This is a genomic window from Leptospira selangorensis (assembly GCF_004769405.1).
Lineage (GTDB): Bacteria > Spirochaetota > Leptospiria > Leptospirales > Leptospiraceae > Leptospira_B > Leptospira_B selangorensis.
The window spans coordinates 267,141-292,118 of record NZ_RQES01000012.1 but is presented as its reverse complement, the minus strand read 5'-3'; the positions used below and the strand labels follow the sequence as shown (position 1 = coordinate 292,118).

Annotated in this window: 26 protein-coding genes; 9 read left to right on the top strand and 17 right to left on the bottom strand. The window is 40.0% G+C overall.

The window, feature by feature from the left end:
• Window positions 1–45: 45 nt before the first annotated feature.
• The 3 genes from EHO58_RS09385 to EHO58_RS09375 all read left to right on the top strand — a co-directional run bounded on the left by EHO58_RS09385 (window position 46) and on the right by EHO58_RS09375 (window position 3,209).
• Window positions 46–912, top strand: coding sequence for a polysaccharide deacetylase family protein (locus EHO58_RS09385; RefSeq protein WP_135679744.1), 867 nt, complete (start codon window positions 46–48; stop codon window positions 910–912).
• Between the two features lie 119 nt (window positions 913–1,031).
• Window positions 1,032–2,204, top strand: a complete 1,173-nt coding sequence (locus EHO58_RS09380) for a CaiB/BaiF CoA transferase family protein (protein WP_135679743.1) — start codon at window positions 1,032–1,034, stop codon at window positions 2,202–2,204.
• Window positions 2,205–2,267: 63 nt separating this feature from the next.
• Entirely contained in the window at window positions 2,268–3,209 is a 942-nt protein-coding gene (locus EHO58_RS09375; RefSeq protein WP_135679742.1) for an MBL fold metallo-hydrolase, read from the top strand.
• A 4-nt stretch (window positions 3,210–3,213) separates the two neighbouring features.
• On the opposite strand, the gene EHO58_RS09370 is transcribed toward EHO58_RS09375, so the two are convergent.
• A complete protein-coding gene (locus EHO58_RS09370) occupies window positions 3,214–3,621 on the bottom strand; it encodes a hypothetical protein (RefSeq protein ID WP_135679741.1) in 408 nt (135 codons plus the stop codon).
• Complete coding sequence (locus tag EHO58_RS09365) at window positions 3,618–4,013, bottom strand: DUF1761 family protein (protein WP_135679740.1); 396 nt, start codon at window positions 4,011–4,013, stop codon at window positions 3,618–3,620. Before EHO58_RS09365 ends, EHO58_RS09370 begins: the two co-directional genes overlap by 4 nt.
• Window positions 4,014–4,703: 690 nt before the next feature.
• Here EHO58_RS09365 and EHO58_RS09360 point away from each other — a divergent pair.
• From EHO58_RS09360 to EHO58_RS09350, 3 genes are all read left to right on the top strand, one after another.
• Window positions 4,704–5,258 carry a TetR/AcrR family transcriptional regulator gene (locus EHO58_RS09360; RefSeq protein WP_135628737.1) on the top strand — a complete coding sequence of 185 codons (555 nt, stop codon included), beginning with the start codon at window positions 4,704–4,706 and terminating at the stop codon, window positions 5,256–5,258.
• Window positions 5,255–6,781: an FAD-dependent monooxygenase gene (locus EHO58_RS09355; protein WP_135679739.1), complete on the top strand. Its 1,527-nt coding sequence runs from the start codon at window positions 5,255–5,257 to the stop codon at window positions 6,779–6,781. Before EHO58_RS09360 ends, EHO58_RS09355 begins: the two co-directional genes overlap by 4 nt.
• A 201-nt stretch (window positions 6,782–6,982) precedes the next feature.
• Entirely contained in the window at window positions 6,983–8,146 is a 1,164-nt protein-coding gene (locus EHO58_RS09350) for an acyl-CoA dehydrogenase family protein (protein WP_100710386.1), read from the top strand.
• Between the two features lie 55 nt (window positions 8,147–8,201).
• Here EHO58_RS09350 and EHO58_RS09345 read toward each other — a convergent pair whose 3' ends face one another.
• The 4 genes from EHO58_RS09345 to EHO58_RS09330 form a co-directional block, all read right to left on the bottom strand.
• Window positions 8,202–8,792, bottom strand: coding sequence for a Crp/Fnr family transcriptional regulator (locus EHO58_RS09345; RefSeq protein WP_135628735.1), 591 nt, complete (start codon window positions 8,790–8,792; stop codon window positions 8,202–8,204).
• An 83-nt stretch (window positions 8,793–8,875) separates the two neighbouring features.
• Window positions 8,876–9,712, bottom strand: coding sequence for an alpha/beta fold hydrolase (locus EHO58_RS09340; RefSeq protein WP_135679837.1), 837 nt, complete (start codon window positions 9,710–9,712; stop codon window positions 8,876–8,878).
• Window positions 9,713–9,868: 156 nt separating this feature from the next.
• A complete protein-coding gene (gene sigJ / locus EHO58_RS09335) occupies window positions 9,869–10,864 on the bottom strand; it encodes an RNA polymerase sigma factor SigJ (RefSeq protein ID WP_135679738.1) in 996 nt (331 codons plus the stop codon).
• Window positions 10,861–12,048, bottom strand: a complete 1,188-nt coding sequence (locus EHO58_RS09330; RefSeq protein WP_135679737.1) for an NAD(P)/FAD-dependent oxidoreductase — start codon at window positions 12,046–12,048, stop codon at window positions 10,861–10,863. Before EHO58_RS09330 ends, sigJ begins: the two co-directional genes overlap by 4 nt.
• A 154-nt stretch (window positions 12,049–12,202) precedes the next feature.
• Between EHO58_RS09330 and EHO58_RS09325 the strand changes: the two genes are divergently transcribed.
• A complete protein-coding gene (locus tag EHO58_RS09325; protein WP_135628732.1) occupies window positions 12,203–13,141 on the top strand; it encodes a cytochrome-c peroxidase in 939 nt (312 codons plus the stop codon).
• A gap of 9 nt (window positions 13,142–13,150) precedes the next feature.
• Here the strand turns inward: EHO58_RS09325 and EHO58_RS09320 are convergent, their stop codons facing one another.
• The gene (locus tag EHO58_RS09320) at window positions 13,151–14,794 is read right to left on the bottom strand and encodes a TolC family protein (RefSeq protein ID WP_135679736.1); all 1,644 of its coding nucleotides are present in this window, start codon (window positions 14,792–14,794) and stop codon (window positions 13,151–13,153) included.
• Between the two features lie 94 nt (window positions 14,795–14,888).
• On the opposite strand from EHO58_RS09320, the gene EHO58_RS09315 reads away from it, so the two are divergent.
• The gene (locus EHO58_RS09315) at window positions 14,889–16,976 is read left to right on the top strand and encodes a thioredoxin domain-containing protein (RefSeq protein ID WP_135679735.1); all 2,088 of its coding nucleotides are present in this window, start codon (window positions 14,889–14,891) and stop codon (window positions 16,974–16,976) included.
• On the opposite strand, the gene rsfS is transcribed toward EHO58_RS09315, so the two are convergent.
• The 10 genes from rsfS to rplU all read right to left on the bottom strand — a co-directional run bounded on the left by rsfS (window position 16,973) and on the right by rplU (window position 23,927).
• A complete protein-coding gene (rsfS, locus tag EHO58_RS09310; RefSeq protein ID WP_135628729.1) occupies window positions 16,973–17,350 on the bottom strand; it encodes a ribosome silencing factor in 378 nt (125 codons plus the stop codon). The two genes, EHO58_RS09315 and rsfS, sit on opposite strands and share 4 nt — an antisense overlap.
• Window positions 17,351–17,352: 2 nt before the next feature.
• Window positions 17,353–18,501 carry an LCP family protein gene (locus EHO58_RS09305; RefSeq protein ID WP_135679734.1) on the bottom strand — a complete coding sequence of 383 codons (1,149 nt, stop codon included), beginning with the start codon at window positions 18,499–18,501 and terminating at the stop codon, window positions 17,353–17,355.
• Window positions 18,502–18,543: 42 nt separating this feature from the next.
• Entirely contained in the window at window positions 18,544–19,137 is a 594-nt protein-coding gene (gene yqeK / locus EHO58_RS09300; protein ID WP_135628727.1) for a bis(5'-nucleosyl)-tetraphosphatase (symmetrical) YqeK, read from the bottom strand.
• Between the two features lie 19 nt (window positions 19,138–19,156).
• Window positions 19,157–19,765: a nicotinate-nicotinamide nucleotide adenylyltransferase gene (locus EHO58_RS09295; protein WP_135679733.1), complete on the bottom strand. Its 609-nt coding sequence runs from the start codon at window positions 19,763–19,765 to the stop codon at window positions 19,157–19,159.
• A gap of 17 nt (window positions 19,766–19,782) precedes the next feature.
• Window positions 19,783–21,045: a glutamate-5-semialdehyde dehydrogenase gene (locus EHO58_RS09290; protein ID WP_135679732.1), complete on the bottom strand. Its 1,263-nt coding sequence runs from the start codon at window positions 21,043–21,045 to the stop codon at window positions 19,783–19,785.
• The gene (gene proB, locus EHO58_RS09285) at window positions 21,042–21,908 is read right to left on the bottom strand and encodes a glutamate 5-kinase (protein WP_208728770.1); all 867 of its coding nucleotides are present in this window, start codon (window positions 21,906–21,908) and stop codon (window positions 21,042–21,044) included. The genes EHO58_RS09290 and proB overlap by 4 nt, the downstream gene beginning before the upstream one ends.
• Window positions 21,889–22,944, bottom strand: a complete 1,056-nt coding sequence (obgE, locus tag EHO58_RS09280) for a GTPase ObgE (RefSeq protein WP_135679731.1) — start codon at window positions 22,942–22,944, stop codon at window positions 21,889–21,891. The genes proB and obgE overlap by 20 nt, the downstream gene beginning before the upstream one ends.
• 97 nt (window positions 22,945–23,041) lie before the next feature.
• Window positions 23,042–23,296, bottom strand: coding sequence for a 50S ribosomal protein L27 (rpmA, locus tag EHO58_RS09275; RefSeq protein WP_020771288.1), 255 nt, complete (start codon window positions 23,294–23,296; stop codon window positions 23,042–23,044).
• A gap of 2 nt (window positions 23,297–23,298) precedes the next feature.
• Complete coding sequence (locus tag EHO58_RS09270) at window positions 23,299–23,619, bottom strand: ribosomal-processing cysteine protease Prp (protein ID WP_135679730.1); 321 nt, start codon at window positions 23,617–23,619, stop codon at window positions 23,299–23,301.
• Complete coding sequence (gene rplU, locus EHO58_RS09265) at window positions 23,616–23,927, bottom strand: 50S ribosomal protein L21 (protein ID WP_008593635.1); 312 nt, start codon at window positions 23,925–23,927, stop codon at window positions 23,616–23,618. Before rplU ends, EHO58_RS09270 begins: the two co-directional genes overlap by 4 nt.
• A 177-nt stretch (window positions 23,928–24,104) precedes the next feature.
• Between rplU and EHO58_RS09260 the strand changes: the two genes are divergently transcribed.
• Window positions 24,105–24,962: a pirin family protein gene (locus EHO58_RS09260; protein WP_135679729.1), complete on the top strand. Its 858-nt coding sequence runs from the start codon at window positions 24,105–24,107 to the stop codon at window positions 24,960–24,962.
• The last annotated feature ends 16 nt before the right edge of the window (window positions 24,963–24,978 follow it).

The following is a 24,978-nucleotide window of genomic DNA, read 5'->3' as shown; positions in this document are numbered from 1 at the left end:
GTCCAAGCTTAAAGTTTTTCAACTTTATAGGATGGTATGAGTTTTATGAAGACCACCTTTCTAGTATCTTTACTGTTTCTAATCTACTGTTCCAGTTTCGAAACTTCCACAAATACCCAAACGAATCATAAAAACGGCCCTATTGGATACTACGAAGGAGATCCACTTCCTCCTAAAACTGCATTCTTGACGTTCGATGACGGACCTTCCGACTGGACCGGTGATGTATTGGATGTGCTTAAAAAAGAAAATGTGAAAGCTACATTCTTTGTATGCGGTGCGTGGTTGCCTAAGGCCAGTACCAGAGGGAATAGTTTCCGAAAATACAAAACGGTTTTGATCCGAATGAAAGAAGAAGGCCATACGATCGGAAATCACACGCTTGGTCACCGGAACTTCGCTTACATGTCTCCGAAAAAGATAGAAAGTCAATTGTATGAAAACCAAAAATTATACCAAAATGAACTGGGAGAATATTCCGGAAAATTAATATGGATCCGACCACCTTTCGGGTCTCCTTATATCAAAACTAAAAACGAAGTAGTTCGAAAAAGAGTAAGTTCAGTGTTACAAGGAAAAGGCCTTGTATTCATGTGGACTAAAGAATTCGATTCTACGGATTCCAAAGAATGGGTGAAGGGAGAATGGTATGAAAAAGGGCCGAGGATCGATCCGGATAGTGAAAAATTCAGAAAGAAAATGGATCGTATCTATAACTCATTAGTATATAAAACGGAAGGACAGGGAGTAGTGATCTTATTCCATGATACACATCCTACTACCAAAGAAGTCCTACCGTATATCATAGAAAAATTGAGATCAGAAGGATATACTTTTGCTACTGCTGAGGATTATACAAGATGGCGTTGGGGAAAAACCAGCGAAGAGTTAAGCGAAGAAGCCTCGGATTGAACACCGTTTTTTAAAAACAAAAAACACTTTTCTTCCCACATTCTGGATCTAAACAGGTCGAAAGTTTTTAGTCTTCTCGGGCTTCAGAAGCAGAGGACTATATTCAGGGAATTATAAAAATGAACAAAGGTCCACTTTCGGGAGTTAAGGTAGTAGATTTAAGCTTATTGTTACCTGGCCCTTTATGCTCCATGTATTTAGGAGATATGGGAGCCGAGATCATCAAGGTAGAAAATCCGAGAGCAATGGATGCAACTAGAGTGATGTTCAAAAAGGAAAATGGTGCTCCTTCTTTATATCTGATGTTGAACAGGAATAAAAAAGCGATCACACTTAATCTCAAAAGAGAAAAGTCCAAAGAGATCTTATTCAAACTATTAGAAGATGCTGATATACTTTTGGAAGGGTTCCGTCCGGACGGACTTTCCAAAATGGGACTCGGTTATGATGACCTAAAAGAAAAATTCCCGAAACTGATATATTGCGGTATCTACGGTTATGGAGATTCCGGCGCTTATAAAGATTTTGCAGGACATGATTTAAATTATCTTTCTCTCTCAGGAGTATTGGATCAAACGGGAAAAAATCCTCAGGCACCTGGATTCCAATTGGCGGATATAGGAGGAGGGACGTTAACCGCACTCTCATCCATCTTAGCCGCATTGTATTATAGAGAAAAAACGGGTCGTGGACAAAAGATCGCTATTTCTATGATGGAAGCTTCTCTTCAATTCATCTCTTTATATGGCGGTATATATTCTGCTACAGGAAAAAATCCGGAAGGCGGAAATGAATTATTATCCGGAAAACTTCCGAATTATTCCACATACAAAACCAAAGAAGGCCGTTGGGTCGCGTTAGGCGCTCTGGAAGAAATGTTTTTCAAAACATTCTTAAGGCAATCCGGCCTCGACTCACATTTGGAAAAAGTACCTATTGCAGAAACACATTTTGCAGAATGGAAAAAGATCCTGACGGAATACTTCTCCTCTAAAACTCTGGCTGACCTGGAGCCAATATTCCAAAATCCTGATTCATGTCTTACTCCTGTCAAAACCCTGGACGAGGTTTCTAAAGATCCAGTAATGAGAGAAAAGGGAATGATCCTGGATCGTAAGCACAAACAATACGGGGATTATATACAATTCGGTTCCCCATTTCCTTTCTCGGAAAGTAAGGTGACCTACCGGACAGATCCTCCTGATCATGGGGAGCATAATCAGGAAATCCTAAAATCTTTGGGTTATACGGACTCTGAGATTGAAGAATTAAAGAAAGACAAAGTAATTTAATTAAAAGAGACTGGAATTTAAAATCCTTTTCGAACTATCTTAAATGTATAAGGTCTATCTCTTGTGAAAATCCAAAGAATCATTTTTTCAGTTATATCTATCGGGATCCTAACAGCTTGTGCAGTTACTTCCAATCGCTCCGTTCTGGTGAATAAAGGAACTCCGGCAAATATCCAAGATATAAGTCCTTCTGACAAAGGACCGATCATCGTTAAAAAAATTATTGCTGCAGATTGGTTGGCAGAACGTGAGGGTTTGATCAATTTAAAGGATCCAAAAGCAGTTGCTGCAGGTTTGCAATCGGGCAAGGAGTCGATCCAAATTTATTTTTATGTAATGGATCATCCTAAGTTCGGCAGATATGTAATAGATACCGGGTTAGCCGATATATTTCGCAAAGATAAAAAAGAATGGCCTGTTTCAGGTATAGTTGCTTCTCAAATGAATCTAGGTGAGCTGAAGATTCATACTACGATTAAGGAATGGCTGCAAAAAGAACCCAAAAAAGTAGAAGGTATCTTCCTTACTCATTTACATTTAGATCATATTTTAGGCACTCAGGATTTTCCAGCGGGAACTTCAATGTATACCGGACAGAACGAACCGGGAGATTCTCGTTTTCTACACCTTTTTGTACAAGGAAGTACTGATGCGTTACTCGGACATGATACTTCACTTTCCGAATTAAACTTCTTGGGAAGAGAAGGTTCTCCGATTCGATTTTTAGATTTTTTCGGGGATCAATCTCTTTATATAATTTCCGTTCCCGGTCATACGGAAGGTAGTATTGCATTTTTAATAAAATCCACGAACGGGGTCCAACTAGTTACGGGGGATACTTGTCATACTAGCTGGGGTTGGCTAAATAATGTGACTCCAGGAGGTTTTACCAAGGATTTGGAAAGGAACAAAGTGAGTCTAGATTTGTTGCAGGCGGTAGCGGCTAAGTTCCCGAAAATTCAGATCCATCCAGGACACCAAAGTATTCCTACTCCTTCTAAATAGTTTTTTATTTACGATACTCGGGCGAGTCGGAAACACATTGAGGCAAAACGAATTTTGCCTCTAAATAAGCTAATACTATTAGATAAATACCTTCCAGCAATAATACGGCGGTTCCGATATGAGTGGCTTCTTCTTTTAATCTCCAGGCTTGGGCAAAACATTGTAAGCCCCAAAGTGAATTTGCGATAATTAATATGAAAACAAATACACGATGAAGATTTTTCTTTCTGAAGAGTAATAGAAGAATTCCGGAATATGAACCATATACCAAATTCGCAAAACCCTCGATGTGAGTAAAACTTTCCTGCCAGCCATTCAAGTTTGAAATTAGAGAAGAGAAAAGAAGAATAAATACTCCTACTACTAATGCACCGGTCGAATCGAGTGTAAGAATGAATCGAGCTTGTTTCATTTATAAAATAGTAATAGAACGAACATTAAAACTTGGATCGTAATTAGGGAGGATATAGATTCAAAAATCCATAATTTTAGATGTTTACCTTTCCAAATCACATCGATAGAGCTGGAAGTAAATATAAATCCGAACCACAAGATGAAAGCAATCGATTGGCCATGAGCTTTATTTTGTAAGCTCATATACTGCAGGATCAATGAGATAGAAAATGCAGTAGCTAGGAAAACACAGAAGTTCAAAAATATTCGGATTCCAAGATCTTTTTTCTCTTCTTGGGTAGGTAGATTCAGAAATTTTGAAAGACCGAAATAAAGAGGGCCACTAAAAATAAAGGCGCAGATAAATCCAGCTACCCCTGCAATAATAGGCGCTACGATACTTTGTATCATAAAATCTCTCCTGATAAACTTCTTCCGAAAAATATTTAGCCTTCCTTCTTTCGAAAGTAAACAAATTTCTGAATCTGAATTCCGTTGTAGGAATTCCAACAACGGAAGTAGCAGTAAATTTTTCTCGCCAAACAGAAGGAAATGTGCTATGGCGGGGCGCACTTTTATTGGCTCCCTCGATTTGTATATTCCCGTAACGTAAAAACAATAACAGAATAAAAATACCTGCGAACAGCATTATGCTTACAGCTATCATATAAGTTGTATTGATCCGAACAAATAGAACCGAATAACCTCCGAAGAGCGTTAATCCAATTCCAATGAATAACATTTTAGTTCGATCTGCAATGATACGCTCATCGGGTGAGATCAAAGTTCCGGACGGATCCTCTAATTCCTTTCGAATTTTTCGGCGATCCAAATAGGAGAAAAGGAAGGTTCCAATAACAAAAAATACGAAAACGATGAAGGAGATAAGTATATGAACTTTACTATCCATAGCTAATAGCTCCCGGAGCTTAAGGTCCGAAGAAAAAAATTCAAGCATGAAAATATGCTAAGAAGCGGTTTTCCTGCCATTTTGTAATTATTGGACTTTATATAAAAATGTAGTAACTACAATTTTATACTTGATATTGTTTTACGTCTGCCCAGGCTCGATATTGATATAGGTTGTAGGAGCAAATTCGGATGGGATTGCGCGAAATAAAGAAGGCCAAAACTCGAAAGCTTATCTCGGATATTGCTCGTGATCTATTTATAGAAAAAGGATATGACGCTGTTACTATCTCTGAAATAGCCGAAAAGGCGGAAGTTGCCGTTACTACACTTTTCAATTATTTTCCGACCAAAGAATCTCTCATTTTCGATCTTGAGGATGAGATAGATGCGGATATCTTGAATGCGATTCGGCAACGAAAGAAGGGCCAATCCATTTTGGATGCTCTTTATCAATATTTTTTCTCAAGCAAGTTATTCAACCCTCCTGATAAAAAAACATTCTCCGGATTTGGAAAACTTATCAGATCTTCACCTGAACTTACTTCCTATCTACGCGGGTTATGGGCACGTTATGAAAATTCTTTGGCTAAAGAGATCCAAAACGATTCCGGTGTGAATAAGATGGAAGCGGAATGTATTGCAAAATTGATTTTAGAAGGTGTGAGTTTTGCGTGTAACTCACCATCCCCAAAGGATGTATTAAATCTCACGTTTAAAGTTTTAAAAAATGGATGGAATAAATGAAACAAGACCAACCATACGATGTTATTATTTCTGGAGCAGGCCCGGTTGGACTTTTTTTAGCCTGTGAACTTGCATTGTCAAAATGCAGAGTTCTTATATTGGAAAAATCCGAAAGTCTTCATTCGCCGTTCAAACAACTTCCTTTCGGGGTGCGTGGACTCTCTGCTCCTAGTATTGAAGCTCTTTATCATCGTGGATTATTAGAAGAACTTGAAATACATAAACGTCTTAAAAATCCTCACGTAAATTCGGTTCAACAAGGCCCTCGTCGTCAAGTAGGACATTTCGCGGGTATTCCATTTCTTGAGGGTAATATCGACACATCACAGTGGAAACATCGTTTAGAAAGTTCTACAGAAACCAATCTGATCTCTGAGATGGAAGAGATCGAAACTATTCTGACTCGTCGCTCGGTAGCGTTGGGTGTAGAGATCAAGAGAGGACTTCCATTGGATTCTTTTTATCAAACGAACGATGGGGTGACTGTTCAATCCGGTGATCAGACTTTTCAAAGCCAATGGCTTGTTGGTTGTGATGGTGCTCGAAGTGTGGTCCGTAAATTGGGAGGTTTTGAATTCGCAGGTACTGACCCGGAATTTACTGGCTATTCTACCAAAGTTGATATCGTCGATCCTGAAAAGTTAAGCTCAGGGCGAAATTTAACTGAAAGAGGAATGTATTTACAATCTCAACCTGGCTTCATAGTTATCCAGGACTTTGATGGCGGAGCCTTTCATAGTTCGGAAAAACAAATTACATTGGAACATGTGCAGGAAGTCCTACGACGTATCTCTAATACGGATGTGACTATCAGTGCTCTCCATTTCGCAACTACTTGGACTGACAGAGCAAGACAGGCAACAAGCTATCGAAATGAAAGGATCCTTTTAGCTGGAGACGCAGCTCATATTCATTCTCCTTTAGGAGGCCAAGGATTGAATCTTGGATTGGGAGATGCTATGAATCTTGGATGGAAACTTGCTGCGACCATTCATAAAAAAGCGCCAGAAGGTTTGTTAGACAGTTATTATAAGGAAAGACATCCAATTGGTGCACAGGTTTTAGATTGGTCTCGCGCTCAGGTTATGATCATGAAGCCAGATCCACAAGCTCGTGCATTAAATTCAATTATTCGGGATCTTATGGATACTCGTGATGCTGCAACTTATATGGCAGCAAGAGTATGGGGAATTTTCACACATTATGATCTAGGTGATGTTCATCCTTTGGTAGGTTATAGCGTTCCGAATTTCGAGTTTGAAGACGGTAGAAGGATAGGCGAATTTATGCAAGATGGCCAAGGAATTCTTCTAGATTTTGATACCAAAACTTCTCTTAAAACCTTGGCGAATGAATACGGAGATCAAGTGAAGTATGTTTCTGGCCGGGCGAAGGAGCAGTTAAGCTTAAGTGCAGTGCTAATACGACCCGATGGAATTATCGCTTGGGCTTCTGATAACGAAGCTGATGAACAATCTATTACGCAAGCTGCTTCTCTTTGGTTTACTCAATTTATTTCTTGAAATTAGAAGTGAAAAACATTAACAGAACGAACGTTCTGTTTTTTATATGCTTTCGGATCGCCAAAATCTAGGAAAATAACGAGATTTCCAAGAATTCTGTCCCATTAGGGCTAAAATGAACGTTTAATCAGCCATGTTTTTCTTGATTGAATCGACCCTGGCGAAAAATTAGGACTAGAAACTCTCGCAAGAAGGGAAAAAATGTATCAGGAACTGACTGAGCAGCAGATCGAGATTAGGGACACGATTCGTGCTTTCGTTAAGAAGGAAATCACGCATGAAGTTGCTATCCACTGGGACGAAGAAAACAAACATCCAGAAGAACTTATTAATAGAATGAGAACTGAGTTAGGAGTCAATGGACTCACTATCCCCGAAGAATACGGCGGATGGGGTCTTGGTTCCGTAGAACAGTGTTTAGTTACCGAAGAACTTTCAAGAGGATGCCTCGGTATCAGCCTTTGTTTCGGATATACCGGTCTTGGTATCCTTCCGATCATGAAAGGTGCAAGCCACGAACAAAAGAAAAAATGGCTCCAGCCAGTTATCGACGGAGAATACGGAGTTTCTTTCTGTCTTTCCGAGCCTGGTGCAGGTTCCGACGTTCCTGGTATGAGCACTACTGCAGTTAAAAAAGGCGACAAATGGGTCATCAACGGAACCAAACAATGGATCACCGGTGGTGGTAGCGCTGGAGCTTATACAGTTTTTGCTTACACCGATAAAGGTCGTGGAACTCGCGGAGTTTCCTGCTTCTACGTAAAACGTGATACCCCAGGTTTGATCGTTGGTAAAAAAGAAGATAAACTTGGTATTCGTGCATCTGACACTCGTCAGATCATTTTCGAAGATTGTGCAGTTGAAGAAGCTACTATGATCGGAAAAGAAAATCTTGGATTTATCTACGCTCTTCAAACTCTGAATGCATCTCGTCCATACGTTGCTGCTATGGGAGTGGGTGTTGCTCAAGCTGCTTTAGATCATGCATCTAAATATGCTCGTCAAAGAGAGCAATTCGGTTCTAAAATTTCCAGCTTCCAAGCGGTTCAGCACATGCTTGCAGATATGTCTATCGGTGTAGAAACTGCACGTCAGATCTGCTATCTTTCTGCTCGTATGTCCGATGCTGAGGATCCTCGTCTTCCGAAATATTCTGCGATCGCAAAAGCTTATTGCTCTGAAACAGCAATGAAAGCTGCTACCGATGCGGTTCAAATTTTCGGCGGATACGGTTACACTAAAGAGTATCCAGTTGAAAAACTGATGAGAGACGCGAAAATCCTTTGTATCTTCGAAGGAACTACTCAAATTCAGAAAAACGAGATCGCAGCTTATGTGATCCGTGAAGCAGCTTCAGCAAAATAAGAATTTTCTAATATTGCAAAGCTTTAAGAAGGCGTCGGTTTCCCCGGCGCCTTTTTTATTTTCTCTTCGCCCTAATCCTGCTTAAGGATACTGGAGTGATCCCTAAATAAGAAGCGATATGATATTGAGGAACAAGCTCTTCGATGTCGGGTCTGGATTCTAAAAGTAGATCGTATCTTTCTTCCGCGCTTAAGGCTAAGAGTTCATATTCTCTTCTTGCCTTTTTTAAGAATAAATTCTCCGCGAAAATCCGCCCAAGTCTTTCCCACGCAATGTCTTGTGAGAATAGTTTTCTGAATTCAGAAAACTTTGCGACTGCAAGTTCGCAGTCTGTAATTGCCCTGATATTGCAGGTAGAAGGTTGTTCGGTGAGTAGATCGAAATAGGATCCTGTAAAGTCTCCCGGGAAATTGAAACTTTTGATGTACTCGTTTCCTTGGTCGGTTAGATAATATTCTCTTAAAACGCCGGAAAATACGAATGCAAACTCTGTGGGCCTGGCTCCTTGTTTGATCAGAAAATCTCCGTATTCTAATTTACGGATCGTATATAATTGTTCCGATTTTTTCCAAACTTCTTTTGGGATGGGGGAGATCCGGTTCACTGTTTGATAAATTTTTTCCCAATTTAGATCTTTCTGATCCATACAATTCCCGTTAACGGATTTCTAAAGAAAGTCCGAAAACGGAAATTTTACAAATCTAATTATTGGAAAAATCCAAAAATACCTCAGATGGAATCTAAAAAGGGAAGTGTAACTTTCAGAAATTCTTTTGGATTTTCTGCGAATGGTACATGGCCTGTTTTAAGATAGGCCAACTTTGAACCTTTTACTTTTTCATGAAGTCTTTGGGCGAGTTTTGGATCTATTACCGGGTCATATTCTCCCCAGACGATCAATGTAGATGCCTGGATCTGGGAGACTTTTTCTCTTAGGTCATGTCTTTCGTCTAAAAAACTTTTCCAGATAGAAGCATTCACTTCTTTCGCGCCTTCTACATCTTCTCTTTCTTTAATCCTAGTTAGAATGGATTCAGTGTATTTATTTCTGATCTTTATATAATGATTCGGGAAGAAGTTCCAAACGAGTCCTGTAAACCAAACCTTGGATTTTAATCCTGCGAAACTTTTAGTGATCCAATCCGGATCGTTTAGTCCGCCCGAATCTACGATCACGAGGCCTTTTACAAGTTCAGGTCTTTTTAAAGCAAGATTCATGGAAGCGAATCCTCCGAGTGAGTTCCCTATAAAAATTCCACCTTCCGGAGCTAAATTAGCGACAAGGTCAGGTAATATTTCCGCATATTCCACCGCGGAAGCAGAAGTAGCAGGTTGTGGATTCTCGGATAATCCATGGCCCGGCCAATCCAGAGAAATCACTTTATATTTTTCTGATAAACTTGGTAAAATTGATTCGAAATCATTATGATCATGACCGGCGGAATGAAGTAAGAAGATCGGTTTTCCTTTTCCTTCTACCCAATAAGCGATCTTTCCTAACTTAGAGGTATAATATCCGCTTGGTAATTTTGGCGACACGGTCTTGTTTTCTAAAACTGTTTCCATCTTCTCTCCTCCACTGCATTGAATGAGTAACAAACCGAATAATAGGCTTGTTGTTAATATTCGTTTCATGCTTGGATCTTCTCTTAAAGACGGCTCCAAGTCAAGAAAGGAGATAAGGATTTGGAGATAAACGGATTATCCTATGTTAATAGCTTTTCACCTCACGATCGCCCATTTGACTAGTTTGGCTACTGGGTTTAACCATTTCGCAACCTTCTTATGGTAGGTATGAGGGAATAATAAGAAATTCTCCAGAGGAAAGATAAGTCCTTCTTCTATCAGTTTATGTTTATTCTCCATGGATTTTAATTTATCCGGATTTAAAACCGAATAAATTTTAGAAATCCCGTCTTCATCTATTAGGAAATTTTGCAGATAGGCAGGTTGATCATTATAATAACCGATCAATGTTTCAGAGCCATTTACCATCCCGAAATAGAAATCCAAAGTATATTTGAGTTTGTTGCTTCCTGTCCGAATAAAGAAATGAGAGGCTCTATCTTTCCCAATGATCGGTATTCTAGCGGCATTTACTTTTCCGCCGCCATCTGACCAAAGAACTATCTCTTCCTTTAAGAAAGGAACAAGTAGTTCCGGTTTTCCTTTGGAAGAAGCGAGTAAAAAATCTCGGAAGATCTTTTTTCTTTTTTCAGAAGGCGCATCATACTTTTTACGATCGGCTTTAAGCGATTCTTTGGCTCTTTTGAGGATTTGCCTACAATTCTCCTGGTTTTTCCCCACTACTTTCGAGATGGAATCATAATCCATCTCGAAACTTTCTCTGAGTAGGAATACCGCTCTTTCAATCGGATTTAGTTTTTCTAATAGATGTAGAAATGCCAGATCCAGGGTTTCGGAATCAGGCTCTTCTTGCATAGGCTCCGGAGCCAATGGCTCCGGTAACCAGGGACCTATATAGGTTTCCCTTTTCCTTTTTGCTTTTCTTAAAGAGTCCAGAGAGAGTCTGGCCGCAACCGTAGATAAAAATGCTTTTGGAGATCTGATCTTTTCTTCCCTGGATTTTTCCCATCTCAGAAAAGTTTCCTGCACTATGTCTTCGGCTTCTACCACACTTCCTGTCATCTTATAGGCGATCCCAAAGACCAAACCTTTGTTTTCTATAAATTGATCTAGTCTTTCTTGGGTGTTCATTTTTCTGCCGTCGCTAATCTTTCGTTTTCTTTGACTAAAGTTTTTTCTTTAGGCTGAGGGATCGCATAAAAATCGAAATATTTTTCGGCTTTAAAGGAGAAGACAGTAAATTTGCAAATAAGCTCTTTTATGAATGCTCCCAGTCTTCCCTTCCAGAATTTTTCTTTAGGGCTATCATCATAGTTTAAGAATTGGAATAGTCCTTCTTTTCTTCCTAAACTTACACAACGTCCTACATACGCTAACTCGAAAGGTTTTTGCCCTATCTCTGATTTTTTCCCTAAAAGGTTGGAGATCCTTTCTCCCAGGTAGATCCCCATTGGAAGAGCAGTGGCACATGCCATTCTCAAATAGGAATATTCTTCACCAGAAATTTTTACTGCATCTCCTGCTCCTATAATATTGGAATATTCAGGAACCTGCATATATTCATTCAAATACACTTGGCCGATCTTATTGGATTCCAATCCTGAGTTTTTCCCAAGGTCGGAGGCAACAAGCCCTGCGGAGATCACACAATAATCATGAAGGACCTGTGTTCCGTTAGAAGTTTTGATCTTATCTTCTAATAGATATTCTCCTCTTTCTCCTTCGATCAGGTTTACATGTAGATTTTTCAGGACTTCTTTCATATAAAGAACAGCATCTGAAGAGAAATTTTTTCCGATCTTATCCGAATCCAAAAGTGTTATTTTTGCACTTGGATAATTTTCTGCGAGTTCTGTTGCTACTTCTATCCCGGAAAGTCCTCCACCTAATACTGTAATATTTGCATCGGGATGATCATTTAATTCTTTTCTCAATCGTTCCGAATCCTGGAAACTTGCGACTGAAAAATAATTAACTCCTTTGGTGCCTGGATCTCCTGCTCTCATTCCTGCGGTATAACCCAAATAATCGTATTCGAAAGTGGTCCCGTCATTTAAGAGAACTTTGTTTTCTTTCGGGAATATTTTCTCTACTCTTTGGATAATCAGACTTACCTTCGAATTCAATAAATTTCGGATCTGGAAATCTTTTCCTTTGGTTCCTGCAATAACTTGGTGGTTTCTAATCTTTTCTCTAAAGATAGGTTCTGCAGTGATCAGAGTAATTTCCACCTCTGAATTTTTGCGGGACAATCTGTTTGCCGCAACGATCCCTGCGTAACCTCCACCGATGATCAATACCTTCTTCTTTGACATACTTGCCTCCGGTTCTAAAATCAAGACGTGTCTTGGGGAATGTTTGTGACAGTGTTTTGGATTTTCTTTGAGATATGGTCTCAGGTGACTTTTGGAATGGTTCTGATTAGGAGATTGACAGAGGCATTCTTGTCCGCATCCTGGATAAGGGACTATGAAGCGTATTTTTTTCCTGATCCTATTCTTGGTTTCGATCTTAGGATTGATTGTATGTAAGGAAAAAAAGCCGATCCCTGAACTGGAAGGATTCGTTGTTAAAAGTGTAATTCATCCCAGTAATAACCCATTCAACCAAGAAAAGGTGGAGTTGGGTAAGACTCTATATTTCGATTCCAGACTTTCTTTCAACCAAGATGTAAGTTGTGCGAGTTGCCATAATACTGCTTCTCCCTCCGAAGGTTTTCCTCGTACTAAGATCCATAATCCCGCTCCTTCTCTTACAAACGTAGCATTGTATAAGGATGTATTCAAAGATCCGGAAGCGAAAGAGTTAGAGGATCTTGTTAAAGATAAGGTGCATTCTAAACTATTATTCCAGAATGAAACAAAGCTTATCCAAAGGATCTCTTCTATCCAAGGTTATAAGGAACTTTTTGAGAAGGCTTATGGAGATCCTGGAATTTCTGGAGAAAGAATTGTTTTAGCACTTTCTACCTTCCAAAGAACCATCGTAAGTAAAAATTCGAGTTTTGATAAATTCGTGATGGGAGAAGAAACGGCCCTCACTCCTGCGCAGATCCGTGGTTGGGATGTATTTCAGAACAAGGCAAAATGTATCCAATGTCACCAGGGTCCGAACTTCTCCGATTCAGAATTACATACGACCGGACTTGCAGGGATCAAGGACAAGGTTAGAACTCCTACATTAAGGGATGTTACCAAAAAGAAAACTTTCATGCATAACGGGATTTTCGGATCGATAGAAGATACTGTGAACCATTTTGCAGAAGGTGGTCATTCCAAAGCGGTGCATGATCCTATGTTAAGACCTGCGGAACTTTCCGATCAGGATAAGAAGGATTTGATCGAATTCTTAAAAGCATTAGAAGGGGAGCCAATCCAATTGGAAATCCCTTCTATTCCGAAAGCTTAATAGATTATATTAATTATTAGAAGGAGTAGCTTGTTGCGCTCGAGCTACTTCATTTTTGATGATCGTGTCTACGATCTCATCCACATTTACTCCGAACTTTTCAAAAACAGAGTTTCTTGCCAGTTCGTAACGGATGATATCCACGTTAAAGTTGATCCTTGCTTGAGCTACTTGTAACTCTGCTTGGATCAAACCGTCCAAAGCAGACTTAACTAAAACTGCAGTGAATCTTCCCTGATTGAATCGTGCTTGGACACCTTTGTAAAACTTCTCCGCTTCTTCTTTACGAGTATTAGCGGTTTCTAAAAGGTCCTGTCCTGCAACAATTGCATAATATCTATTGTCCAACTCTTCTTTGATCAGAGTTCTGAGTTCCGTTTCTTGTTTTGAAAGGATATCCAGTTTGAGTTTTGCATCTCTAATATCGGTTTGGATCCCGGTATCGAATAAAGGATAAGATAATGCGAAGTTAAAAGTTTTTTCAGGATACTTAAAGGACATCATCCCGGTATCAGGATTTATATAGTTTGTCTGAGGATTTAAGAAAGTCTGACCTCTTGTAGAATAACTTCCTGTAATTTTTAAGGAAGGCATATCCTCAGCATTCTTGATCTTCAGTTCTAATTCAGCGATCTGTCTTTGGCGGATCAAATTTTTTAGGTCGATCCTATGATCCAATGCATATTGATAATCTTTAGTCGGATTGATATCGTTCGGGACTTTTTCTTGAAGATCAGTAATCCCGGAAATTTTAGAACTTGGATCCACATTTAAAACTCGGATCAAATTTCTTTCCGCTTCCGATCTAGCAAGTCTTGCTCTTTCTAAACTATTTTCAGTTTGAGTGAGAGCACTGTTCCATTGGTTAACCTCGAATCCTTCTGAAAGACCAAGATTACGTTTTCTTACAGTGAGATCCCTGATGTTTTTGGTATTCTTTTCTAATCTATCGAAAGTTTCTACCTGAGAATCGTAAACACTCAAGCTCCAATAGTCTACCAGGGTTTTTACTACAAGTTGAGCGAGAATATTAACTAACTCATCCCTACGAATGACTGCGTTTTGTTGTAAGACCTTTTGTTTTTCTTTTTCAGTCTGGCCGAAAGAATATTTTAAAAGTTCCTGACCGAGAGTGACGGTCAAAGCATCCGTGTATTGAGGAGGAGCAGCTAGATAAGAACCCACTGCACCTAGTCTGGCAGCGGCAGCTTGGGTCTCGAAAGCGTCCGCATCGAATCGAGTATGGCTAAGTTCTAAGCTAAAATAGGTCAGAGTCTGGAAGTTTTTCTGGATCCCTACGTTTATCCGATCGTTGGAGATCTTAGTTCCGGAGAGAACGTTATTATTATTCAGAGGAAGATTAGTTTTTGTTTTCGAAAAACCGCCGACCAGCGTCCATGCATATTGAGATAGATTTTTTAACTCGGCAGTATCCGCTTTCACGAATTCCATCCCAGCATTTCTAACTGTGATATTATTCGCTAGGACATAATTGACCGCTTCTTTCAAAGAGAGTTTCAGAATTCTCGGCTTACTTTGAAGAGAAGGGTCTAACTCTTGGGCGAATTGTGAAGCTGGAAAACCGAAAGCTCCGACAAGCAAGAGTCGCAGATAAAATTTCCTTAACGAAGGAATATTTGCAGGCCTAAGCATATGTCGTTGGTCTTCCTACGGAGCATGGTTTTTGGTTCGGAAGAATTTGCCAAATCGAAAAATCTAAAGTAAAAGTCTAGACAGCTTAAAATCGATGAAAACTCCAGATAAAAAATTGAACCGACTCGCGTCTGAAAAAAGTCCTTATCTACTCCAACATTCTACCAATCCTGTGGATTGGTTTCCCTGGTCCGAAGAAGCCTTTGTAAAGGCCAAATCCGAGAATAAAATGATCTTCTTATCCATCGGTTATGCCACCTGCCATTGGTGCCATGTAATGGAGAAAGAATCGTTTGAGAATGAAACCACTGCAGAAGTTCTAAATAAGGATTACGTTTCCATTAAGGTGGACCGGGAAGAAAGACCGGATGTGGATCGGATCTATATGGATGCGTTACATGCCATGGGACAGCAGGGAGGCTGGCCTTTGAATATGTTTTTAACGCCTGAAGGTAAGCCGATTACAGGTGGGACGTATTTTCCTCCAGTCCCTAAATATGGTAGAAAAAGTTTCACAGAAGTTTTGGGAATTTTGACCGGATTATGGAAGGATAAAAAAGAAGAATTACTCGAGGCTTCCGAAGATCTGACCAAACACTTAAAAGAATCCGAGGAAACAAAAGCACTCACGGATACATCCGAACTTTCAGCCCCGGGATCGGAGGTATTCGAGAATGGGTTTTTATTATATGATCGACTCTATGATCCGGAGTATGCCGGTTTCAAATCAAATTCAGTAAATAAATTTCCGCCCAGTATGGGCCTTAGCTTTTTATTACGTTATCATAAGTCTACCGGAGAACCTAAAGCTCTTGAAATGGTAGAAGAGACCCTGACTGCAATGCAAAAGGGCGGGATCTACGACCAGATCGGAGGAGGACTTTGTAGGTATTCCACGGACCATCATTGGTTGGTTCCACATTTCGAGAAGATGTTGTACGATAATTCACTCTTCTTAGAAGCATTGGTTGAATGTTACCAAGCGGTGGGAGAAGAAAAATACAAAGACTATGCCTACGATGTGATCGAATATATTCGCCGAGATATGAGATTACCAGGTGGTGGGATCGCAAGTGCGGAAGACGCGGATTCGGAAGGAGAAGAGGGATTATTCTATCTTTGGACAAAGGAAGAAATAAGAGAAGTCTGCGGACAAGACTCTTCTCTTTTAGATGAATTTTGGAATATCACCGAAAAAGGAAATTTCGAAGAGAAAAATATTCTACACGAAACATTCAGGATGAATTTTTCCAGACTCCATGGTTTGGAACCTTCCGAGTTGGAAGAAATCGTTTCTCGGAACAGAAAAAAACTTTTAGAAAAACGTTCGAGTAGGATCAGGCCTCTTAGGGATGATAAGATCTTATTCTCTTGGAATTGTTTGTATATTAAGGCGCTCACGAAAGCTGCCATGGCATTCGGAGATGGAGATCTATTAAGAGAAGCGGAAGAAACTTATAAGTTTTTAGAAAACAATCTGATCCGAGAGGACGGCCGACTACTCAGGAGATTTAGAGAAGGAGAAGCAAGATTTCTGGCATATAGTACTGATTATGCCGAGTTTGTATTGGCATCTTTGTATCTATTCCAAGCAGGAAAAGGATTCAGATATTTAGAGAATGCGGTCCGATATACGGAAGAAGCAATCCGATTATTTAGAAGTCCTTCCGGAGTGTTTTTTGATTCCGGAATCGATGGAGAGGCATTACTCAGAAGAACTGTAGATGGATATGATGGAGTGGAACCTTCTGCAAATAGTTCTTTTGCGACTGCATTTGTTTTACTTTCTAAATTAGGCGTAGTGGATTCTGAAAAATATCTGCAATATGCGGATTTAATCTTCTCCTATTTCAAACCTGAGATGGAAACATATCCGATGAATTATCCATATATGCTTTCCGCATTATGGCTTAGAAAATCTCCAGGAAGAGAACTCGCAGTAGTATATACCTCCCAAGAAGAATTATTACCTATCTGGAAAGGTGTTGGTTCTTTATTTTTACCGGAAACAGTACTTGTTTGGGCGAACGATAAAGAAGCCGAAGAGAATGGAGAAAAATTCCTACTTCTAAGAAACAGGAATTCTGGAGGAGGAGTGAAAGCTTACGTATGCGTAGGATTTCACTGCGAACTTCCCGTATCGGACTGGGCTAGTCTGAGAGCAAAATTGGTAGAAGATTAAGAGAGTTCGATTCTCTCTGCATCTCTCCAAAGTCTGTCTAGATTATAATATTCTCTTTTTTCTGGAGTCATGATATGGACTATGAATTCGCCGTAGTCCAACAGAGTCCAACCGGAAGAAGAGGATGTTCCCGTTTTATCGGTTTCCTTATGAGGTAGTTTAAAACCTTTTAATGCTTTTTTGATCTCTCGTGCTACGGCATTTGCTTGCACTGCAGAGTTCACAGTGCAGATCAAAAAATAACTTAAGTAAGAATGTACGGATTCCAGGTTTAAAACCGCGATCTCTTCGCATTTTTTATCCTGCATGATCTTATGAATAGTTTTCAGGATTTCCATTGTGTTTTCTGGGTTATTTTTGGGAGAAGGACTCATATTTATTTTTTAGGCTCTATATCGGATCCTAAGAGCACGGTAGAGTCGAGTCCTAGATCCTTTCTTAATACGTGATATACTTTTGTTTTTTCTAATATGGAGGAAATTTTATCCGCCACTGCGGTATTCCCGGATCTATCCAAGATGACAGTTTTTTCGATATCTTTGGTCCAAGCGTTGTCAACGGAAAGTACTTTGATCCTTTTGTCTGCTAAAGTGGTTCTTACATCTTTTGCTAGACCTGCAACTTCCGTTCCATTCAGCACTTCGGTTCTAGCGTATTCTCCGTCCGTAAAAATTTCCGCAGATACATCTTTATGAAATTTTCGGATGGCTACGGAAGCCCTAGCTGGATCCGCAGTTAAGAATAAACGCCTAGTTTTTGGATCTAATGCAGGCTCTCCGGGAAGCTCGGTAATCCCGAATGCAAGTCTATGAGAAGTAGCAAATTTTAGAAGAGTGTAAAAATCCTCTTTGGAAAAATCGGAATCTATCAGACCGAAAACCATCTCTGACCAAAACGAATTCAGTAATTCTTTGTTTTCGTATAAAGTTTCGTAAACGGATAGAACAGCACTTTCTTGTCTGCTGATACGATCCAGATAGTCCAAAGTTTCCTTTTTATCCATATAAGAAACGTAATCATACGCATCTTCCCCGGAATAAGAATACAAACCGGGTTCTCTTACATACGAAGGGGAAATTCTATTTGTACGATTATCAGTGTATAAATTCACGCCACCTAAGATATCTACTATCTTAATAAAGGAAGAAGCATTTATCTTTACTGTATAATTCGGCTTAGAACCTAAGATATCTTGGACAGCATCTTTCACTGCGGATGTAGCCTTGGATTTAATTTGTTCTAAACTATCTTCCGGGTCTTCGAATGTAGTGATCGGGTGAAAGAAGAATAAGCCGACTCTTTCTTGGGAAGGGAAGATGGTCGCTAAAAATCCGAACTCGTATACATCGTCATTTCCTACAGCATGGAAAAGTATATGGATCGGTTTGCCCGAGCTGATCTTTTCGTCCAGGCCTGTTCTTCTGAAATTACGAAATAGGAAAAATAATAACGCCAAAAATAGAAAGCCTGCAGCGATCCATAATGGAATAAGATTAAAAGGTCGAATCGGTTTGTTAGGACTCAAATCAAAGCCTCGGATTCCATTCAGAAAGAAAAATTAACCCTGTCAATTGGATAATTTTCCCAAGGCGAAATGATACATGGAGATGGTTCTTTTATGGATTTCTCTTTTATGATCCAAAAGGTCCTGCATAGTATGGACCGCCTTATTCAAAACGGCATTATATAGATTTTCCTTAGCCATGTTTCTCCATTCTGAATATTCCTTTTGTCTTTCTGCAAACTCGGAACCTAAAAAGTCGGCCGCATATAAGATATAATCCAATAAATTCAGATCCTCTCCACCAAGAGTATGGTGTTTCACCGCGTCTAAAACTGATCTTGTTTTTAAGCCGTATTCTGTTTCTAAATAATAAGCGGCGGATCTGGAATGCCAGGCAGCTTCCGGAAGTTTAGGAGATTCAGAGTCTCCTAGTTTAGCAAAAAGTTCTAAATGGAATTCTTTGGTTTTTTGTTTGGTGATATCGTGGACCACACCGGCCAAATAGGCTTCCTTTGTTTCGTTGGGAGAATGAATGTTTGCTAGTTCTTCTGCGATCTCGGCCACTCTAAGACTATGTTCCCAACGGGTTTTAGTGATTTCCTTTGGAACAATATCAGTAAAATATTTTATCTGTTCTGGAGTAGTATTCGGAAACATTGATAAGTAGGATTACCGTTTAAGTATAAGATCTATTCTTAAGTATGGTATCCCACACTTCATCCGACAATGCAATCGGTTTCCTATGATCTAAAATACATTTAGGAAGTTCTTCTCTTAAATCTATGGAAGCCGCTTCTATGATCTTATTTTGTAAAAATACGATCTTATCTCGGAAATTTTGCAGGTTTTCATTTAGAGGAATAGATTCTGAAAATCTTCTGAATACCAAAAGTGAATGGATCTTATTCAAAATATTCTCCCAGTTTTTCCACCTATGAAATTCTGAATAATTATCTTCTCCGACTAGAAGTGCGAGCCCAGCACCCGGTTTTACTTTCAAAAGTTCTAAAATAGTTTCTTCCGTATAACTGGGAGTTTCTCTTTTGATTTCCCAGTCCCAAACTTTTGTATTCGGAAAGTTTTGAAACTGAACTTGAACAAGATTTAGGATCAGTTCCGGAGTTGTTTTTTTATTCTGCTTCCAAGGAGATGTATGGTTCGGAACGATTAGGAGTTCCTGCGCATTCGGAAAATTATCCCAGAAACTGGACGCGACTTCTGCGTGGCCTAGATGAGGAGGATCAAAGCTCCCGCCAAAAACTCCGACCAAACCGGAAGAGTTCATGCAAGTAGAAGGTCCCTTTATCCTCGGACCTGTCCTTCTCCTTCCGCGTATGTTGTTGTAGTTGTAAGATGTACAAGACCCATAGGACCTCTTACATGTAATTTACCGGTTGAAATTCCAACTTCTGCACCGAGTCCGAATTCTCCTCCATCATGAAAACGAGTGGAGATATTCACAAAGATTGCAGCAGAATCCAAGGAACGACTAAAAAAATTCGCAGCGCTTACGTCTTCCGTTATGATTGCTTCCGTATGACCAGAGCTTGTTGCCTCTATGAATTCGATCGCCTCTTCTATCTTATCAACTGTTTTTACTGAAAATCTTAGATCTAAAAATTCTTCTAGATAGTCTTCTTCTTTAACAGGTTGGCCTTTCGGAAAGATAACAAGAGATCTTGGATCCAAAAGAAGTTGTACACCTTTAGATGCGAGTCCTTCTAATAATTCTTTGGTATAAGGATATTCGGAATGTATAATTAAGTTTTCCGCAGCATTACAAACCCCTGGTCTTTGCACCTTGGAATTTATCGCGATAGGTAAAACTTTTTTAGGATCAGCCGACTTATCTATATAAAGATTCACCACTCCCTTATCATGTTTTACCACAGGGATAAGAGAATTTTCAGAAACAAAACGGATGAGACCTTCTCCACCTCTCGGAACTACTATATCAATATAAGAAGTTTGTTTTAGGAAAGGGATCATATATTCTCTTTCCGTTCTATCTACGAAGGTGACAGCATTCGGTGGCAGGCCTTCTTCCTTTAAACAATCTTGGAAAATTTTAGCAAGTATCGTGTTCGAGTGGATTGCTTCCGAACCGCCGCGGAGGATACATGCGTTGCCTGATTTGAAAGATAGGGCGCCTACATCAATGGTAACATTTGGTCTGGATTCATAGATCACCATGACCACACCTAAAGGAACTCTTTTTGTATTTAGCCTGATCCCGTTTGGAAGAGTAGTTCCTCTGACGGTTTCTCCCACAGGATCAGGAAGAGCCTTAATTTCTAAAACTGCGTTCGCTAGGTTTTGGATCCTTTTTTCATCCAAGGTTAATCTATCTAAAAGTGCAGAGGATAAACCTTTCGATTTTCCAGCTTCTAGATCCTTAAGATTCTCTTTTAAAATTTCGGATTTTCTGGAAATTAGCGCAGCGGCAAGCTTTTCCAAAACCTTATTCTTTTGGGACGTATGGATGGATCGAATTTGTCTATAAGCATCTTTCGCGGATTTACAAAGTTCGTCCACGTAGATGGATTCTGCGGATCTTTGGATCATTCCTGACCTCCGTTACGTTTAGCTCGGAGAATGGATTTAATTTCCTCCTCCGTAAAGTTTTTCTTCTTACCGTTAGAGACAACCAATGTCCCTAGTGTATTCGTTTCTATAAACTCGCGCACACAATTTTTAATATTCCCGTCTATGATCCCGCAAGGAATTCCCGCCTCACTGGAAATAGAAGCCGCCTTGAGTTTTGTATACATTCCTCCGGTGCCCGGGCCACTTGGGCCTCCCGCTTGGGAAAGTTCGGATTTTCCTACTTCTTCCAAGAAGGGGAGAAGTTTTCCATCTTTTAGAAAACCTTCTACACCTGTAAGTATGATCAGAAGATCTGCTTCTACGATTAGACTTACGATAGCGGAAAGAACGTCGTTATCTCCGAATTTTACTTCTTCTGTGGCGACCGAGTCGTTCTCATTTACGATCGGTAGAATGCCCCAATCCAAAAGTTGTCCGAAAGTATTTTTCAGATTTTTAAACCCTTCCGGATTCTCCATGTCCAGAACTCCGAAAAGTATTTGAGCGATAGGAAGATTTACCTTAGAAAAAAAACTATCGTATAAGTTCACTAAGCGGTTTTGACCCATTGCAGCCAGAGCTTGCTTTTCGGGGAGAGATTCTCCGGCCTGTGTCGGGTTGGAAAGTGAGGATAAAAGTTTTCTTCCTCTTGCGATCGCTCCGGAGGAAACTAAGATCACTTGTTTTCCAAGATCTCTTAGATGTCGTATGTCCGATACAAGACTGAAAAGGAAATCATTCACTTCCTCTTCTGAGCCTGAAAGTCTTGCGGAACCTATCTTAATTACTATTTTATTGGATGTTTTGATTCTCTCGTTCAGATCATTTCTGTTCATCTGAATTTTCCCGGTCTTCTTCTTCGTTAAAATGTAATTCTTCCAATTCTTTTTGGAAGAAAGTGGAATCCATTACGGAAAGTAATTCTTCTAAATTGATTTCTTCTTGTGCGGAAATAGGGATCACCCTTCCCAAAGAAGAAACTGATTTGAGTAGTTCTTCCGTAAAACTCTGGTCTTCCCAGATATCTATTTTATTTAAAACGATCAAATGGGGTCGGTTTAGAAGTTCCGGGTTATAAGATCTTAATTCTGACTGAAGCATCCTGAAATCTTCCTGGATGTCCAATGCAGCAGCATCAAAAACGTATAATATACCTTTTACTCTTTCTATATGTCTTAAAAAAGAAAGACCTAGACCAATTCCTTTACTTGCACCTTCAATAATGCCGGGAATATCAGCCATGGTATAACGATAAATATCTCCCTTTCTTTTAACCACACCTAGGTTAGGAGAAAGGGTAGTGAACGCATATCCTGCGATCTTAGGGTGAGCTTCCGTAATTTTAGAAAGTAGGGTAGACTTTCCTGCATTAGGAAGTCCTACAATTCCGACATCCGCTAGAAGTTTTAGGCTGAAACGTAGATGTTTATATTCTCCATCTTCTCCAGGTTGAGAAAATTTAGGAGTTTGGTGGGTAGAAGATTTGAAATGGGTATTCCCTTTTCCTCCTCTTCCACCTTTTACAACTTGGAATTCTCCGTCATCCTTTACGAAATCGTAAAGTAGTTCCCCACTTTCTTCGTCGAAGACCTGGGTTCCGAGAGGAACAAAAAGGATTAGGTCCTCTCCCTTTTTACCGGATCTTTCGTTACCTTCTCCAGGGAATCCGTCCTGGGCTCTAAATCTTCTTTTAGTAAGATAACGATCTAGGGTAACCATGGAAAGGTTGGCACGGATAATAATATTGCCGCCAATTCCTCCGTCACCACCATCAGGTCCTCCGAATTCCACATACTTCTCTCTTCTGAAATGCATGGATCCGGCTCCACCATGTCCGGCGGTAACTTCGATCAATACTTCATCTAAAAACTTTTCCATGTTGAATCAGAGCCCTAAAAATAAAAAAAGAAAGGCTCGAGGAAAAAATCCCCGGAAGGCCTTTCTTTTTCCACGCACTAAATCTGAGATCTAATGCTTATTTCGGGTAAACGGAAACTTGAACTTTAGTTTTGGAAACTTGTTCAAATTTAACGTGACCTTCGACAAGAGAGTAGAGTGTGTGATCTTTACCTACACCTACGTTCTTTCCTGCGTTTAATCTAGTTCCTCTTTGACGAACGAGAATATTACCTGCAAGAACGAGTTCTCCACCGAAACGTTTTACACCAAGACGTTTGGATTGGGAATCGCGTCCGTTTTTAGATGAACCGCCACCTTTCTTATGTGCCATATTTATTCTCCTATGAGTTCAATTTCTGAAGGATATTGTTCCTTCAAGTTAACCAATCCACTTTTTACGAGATCGAAACTCGTATGAACAATTGGATCGGTCGTTTTTCCGGAGACAATCTTGAAGTCCAAGAGTCCGTCTCCGATCACCGCTTCTTCTGCCAAACCTTCCTTGCTTAAGTGCAGGTAAAGAGTTTGGATGAGTACTCCGACAGCGGCGCAGAGAAGATTTTGTCCTTTGGATCCGTGCATCTTAGAAGCATGCCCGGAAGATTCCAAACCAAGGATTTCTTCTCCCTTTCGGAGTATCTTAATCCGGATCAAACTGCCGAAAGAGAAACTACCTTAACTTTTTGCAGTTGTTGTCTATGTCCCCAGGTTCTCTGAGAGTTTTTACGTTTTTTGTAAACGTATCCTCTTACTTTTTCTCCCTTTACGTCTTCCAATACTTTCAAGGAGACTTTAGCGGATTTGAGTTCCGGAGATCCGATATGGACCTTATTATTTTCAGCGAATAGTAGAACCTTAGCATCGAAGGTGTCACCAGCATTTTTACCGGTTTTTTCAGTCAGGAATTCAAGATCCTGAGTGACTTTGAATTGTCGATTGCCGACAGAGATGATCGCGAACATGATTACTGGCCTAGTTTTCTCGAGTTTTGACCAGTTTTGACCGGTCCGAGCCGGTGTCAAGGGTTTTGGGGTACGATTTGCAAGGAAGAAGATTGGCTTTCACCTAGAACCTTCCGTTATTCGGGTTTTAAATCTTGCTTAGATAGACAGGAATCAGATCTAATAGTCTATACTATTATGAGATATCTTATCGCTAAGAAAAAAGATTTGGGAGACGGTTTTTTTGTAAGAAGGGTACTTCCACAGATCGAAGCCAGAAATGTGGGGCCTTTTGTTTTTCTGGATCATATGGGTCCTCTTCCCATCAAGACCGGAGCCGAAATTGTAGTCCGTCCTCATCCTCATATAGGTCTTGCAACCGTTACTTATCTATATGATGGAGTGATCACACATAGAGATAGTATAGGAAAGGTAGAAGATATCCGTCCTTTCGAAGTGAACTGGATGACTGCAGGTTCCGGAATCGTACATAGTGAAAGATCTAAATTAGATCCTGAATTTAATATTTTAGAAGGTATCCAAACCTGGGTAGCCCTTCCCAAAGAATTCGAAGAGACTTCTCCTGAATTTTTCCACCATGAAAGAGAAGAATTGCCCACAGTCAGCGGTGGAGGCTGGGAACTCAGGCTGATCGCAGGTTCCTTTATGGGAGAAGTTTCTCCTGTTAAAGTATATTCTCCATTATTCTACGCGGACCTAGAAGTAGAGGCAGGTGCAGAAGTAGAACTACCGGTTCCGGCTGAACAGGAAGCAGGCATTTATGTTGCCAGGGGTAAGGCAGACGCAGAAGGAAAGATTGTTTCCGTAGGGGATATGGCCATCTATCCAAAGGGTGGGGCAGTAAAATTCAGAGCGGAAGAAACTTCTAGAATTGTACTCCTAGGCGGGGTCCCACTTTCTACCCCAAGGCATATGTATTGGAATTTTGTATCCAGTTCTTTGGAAAGAATAGAACAAGCAAAAGTGGATTGGAAAGAAGATCGATTTGCTCATGTGCCAGGGGAGACTGAAAGGATCCCTTTGCCTGAACATTAAGAATCCTAAGATCGTT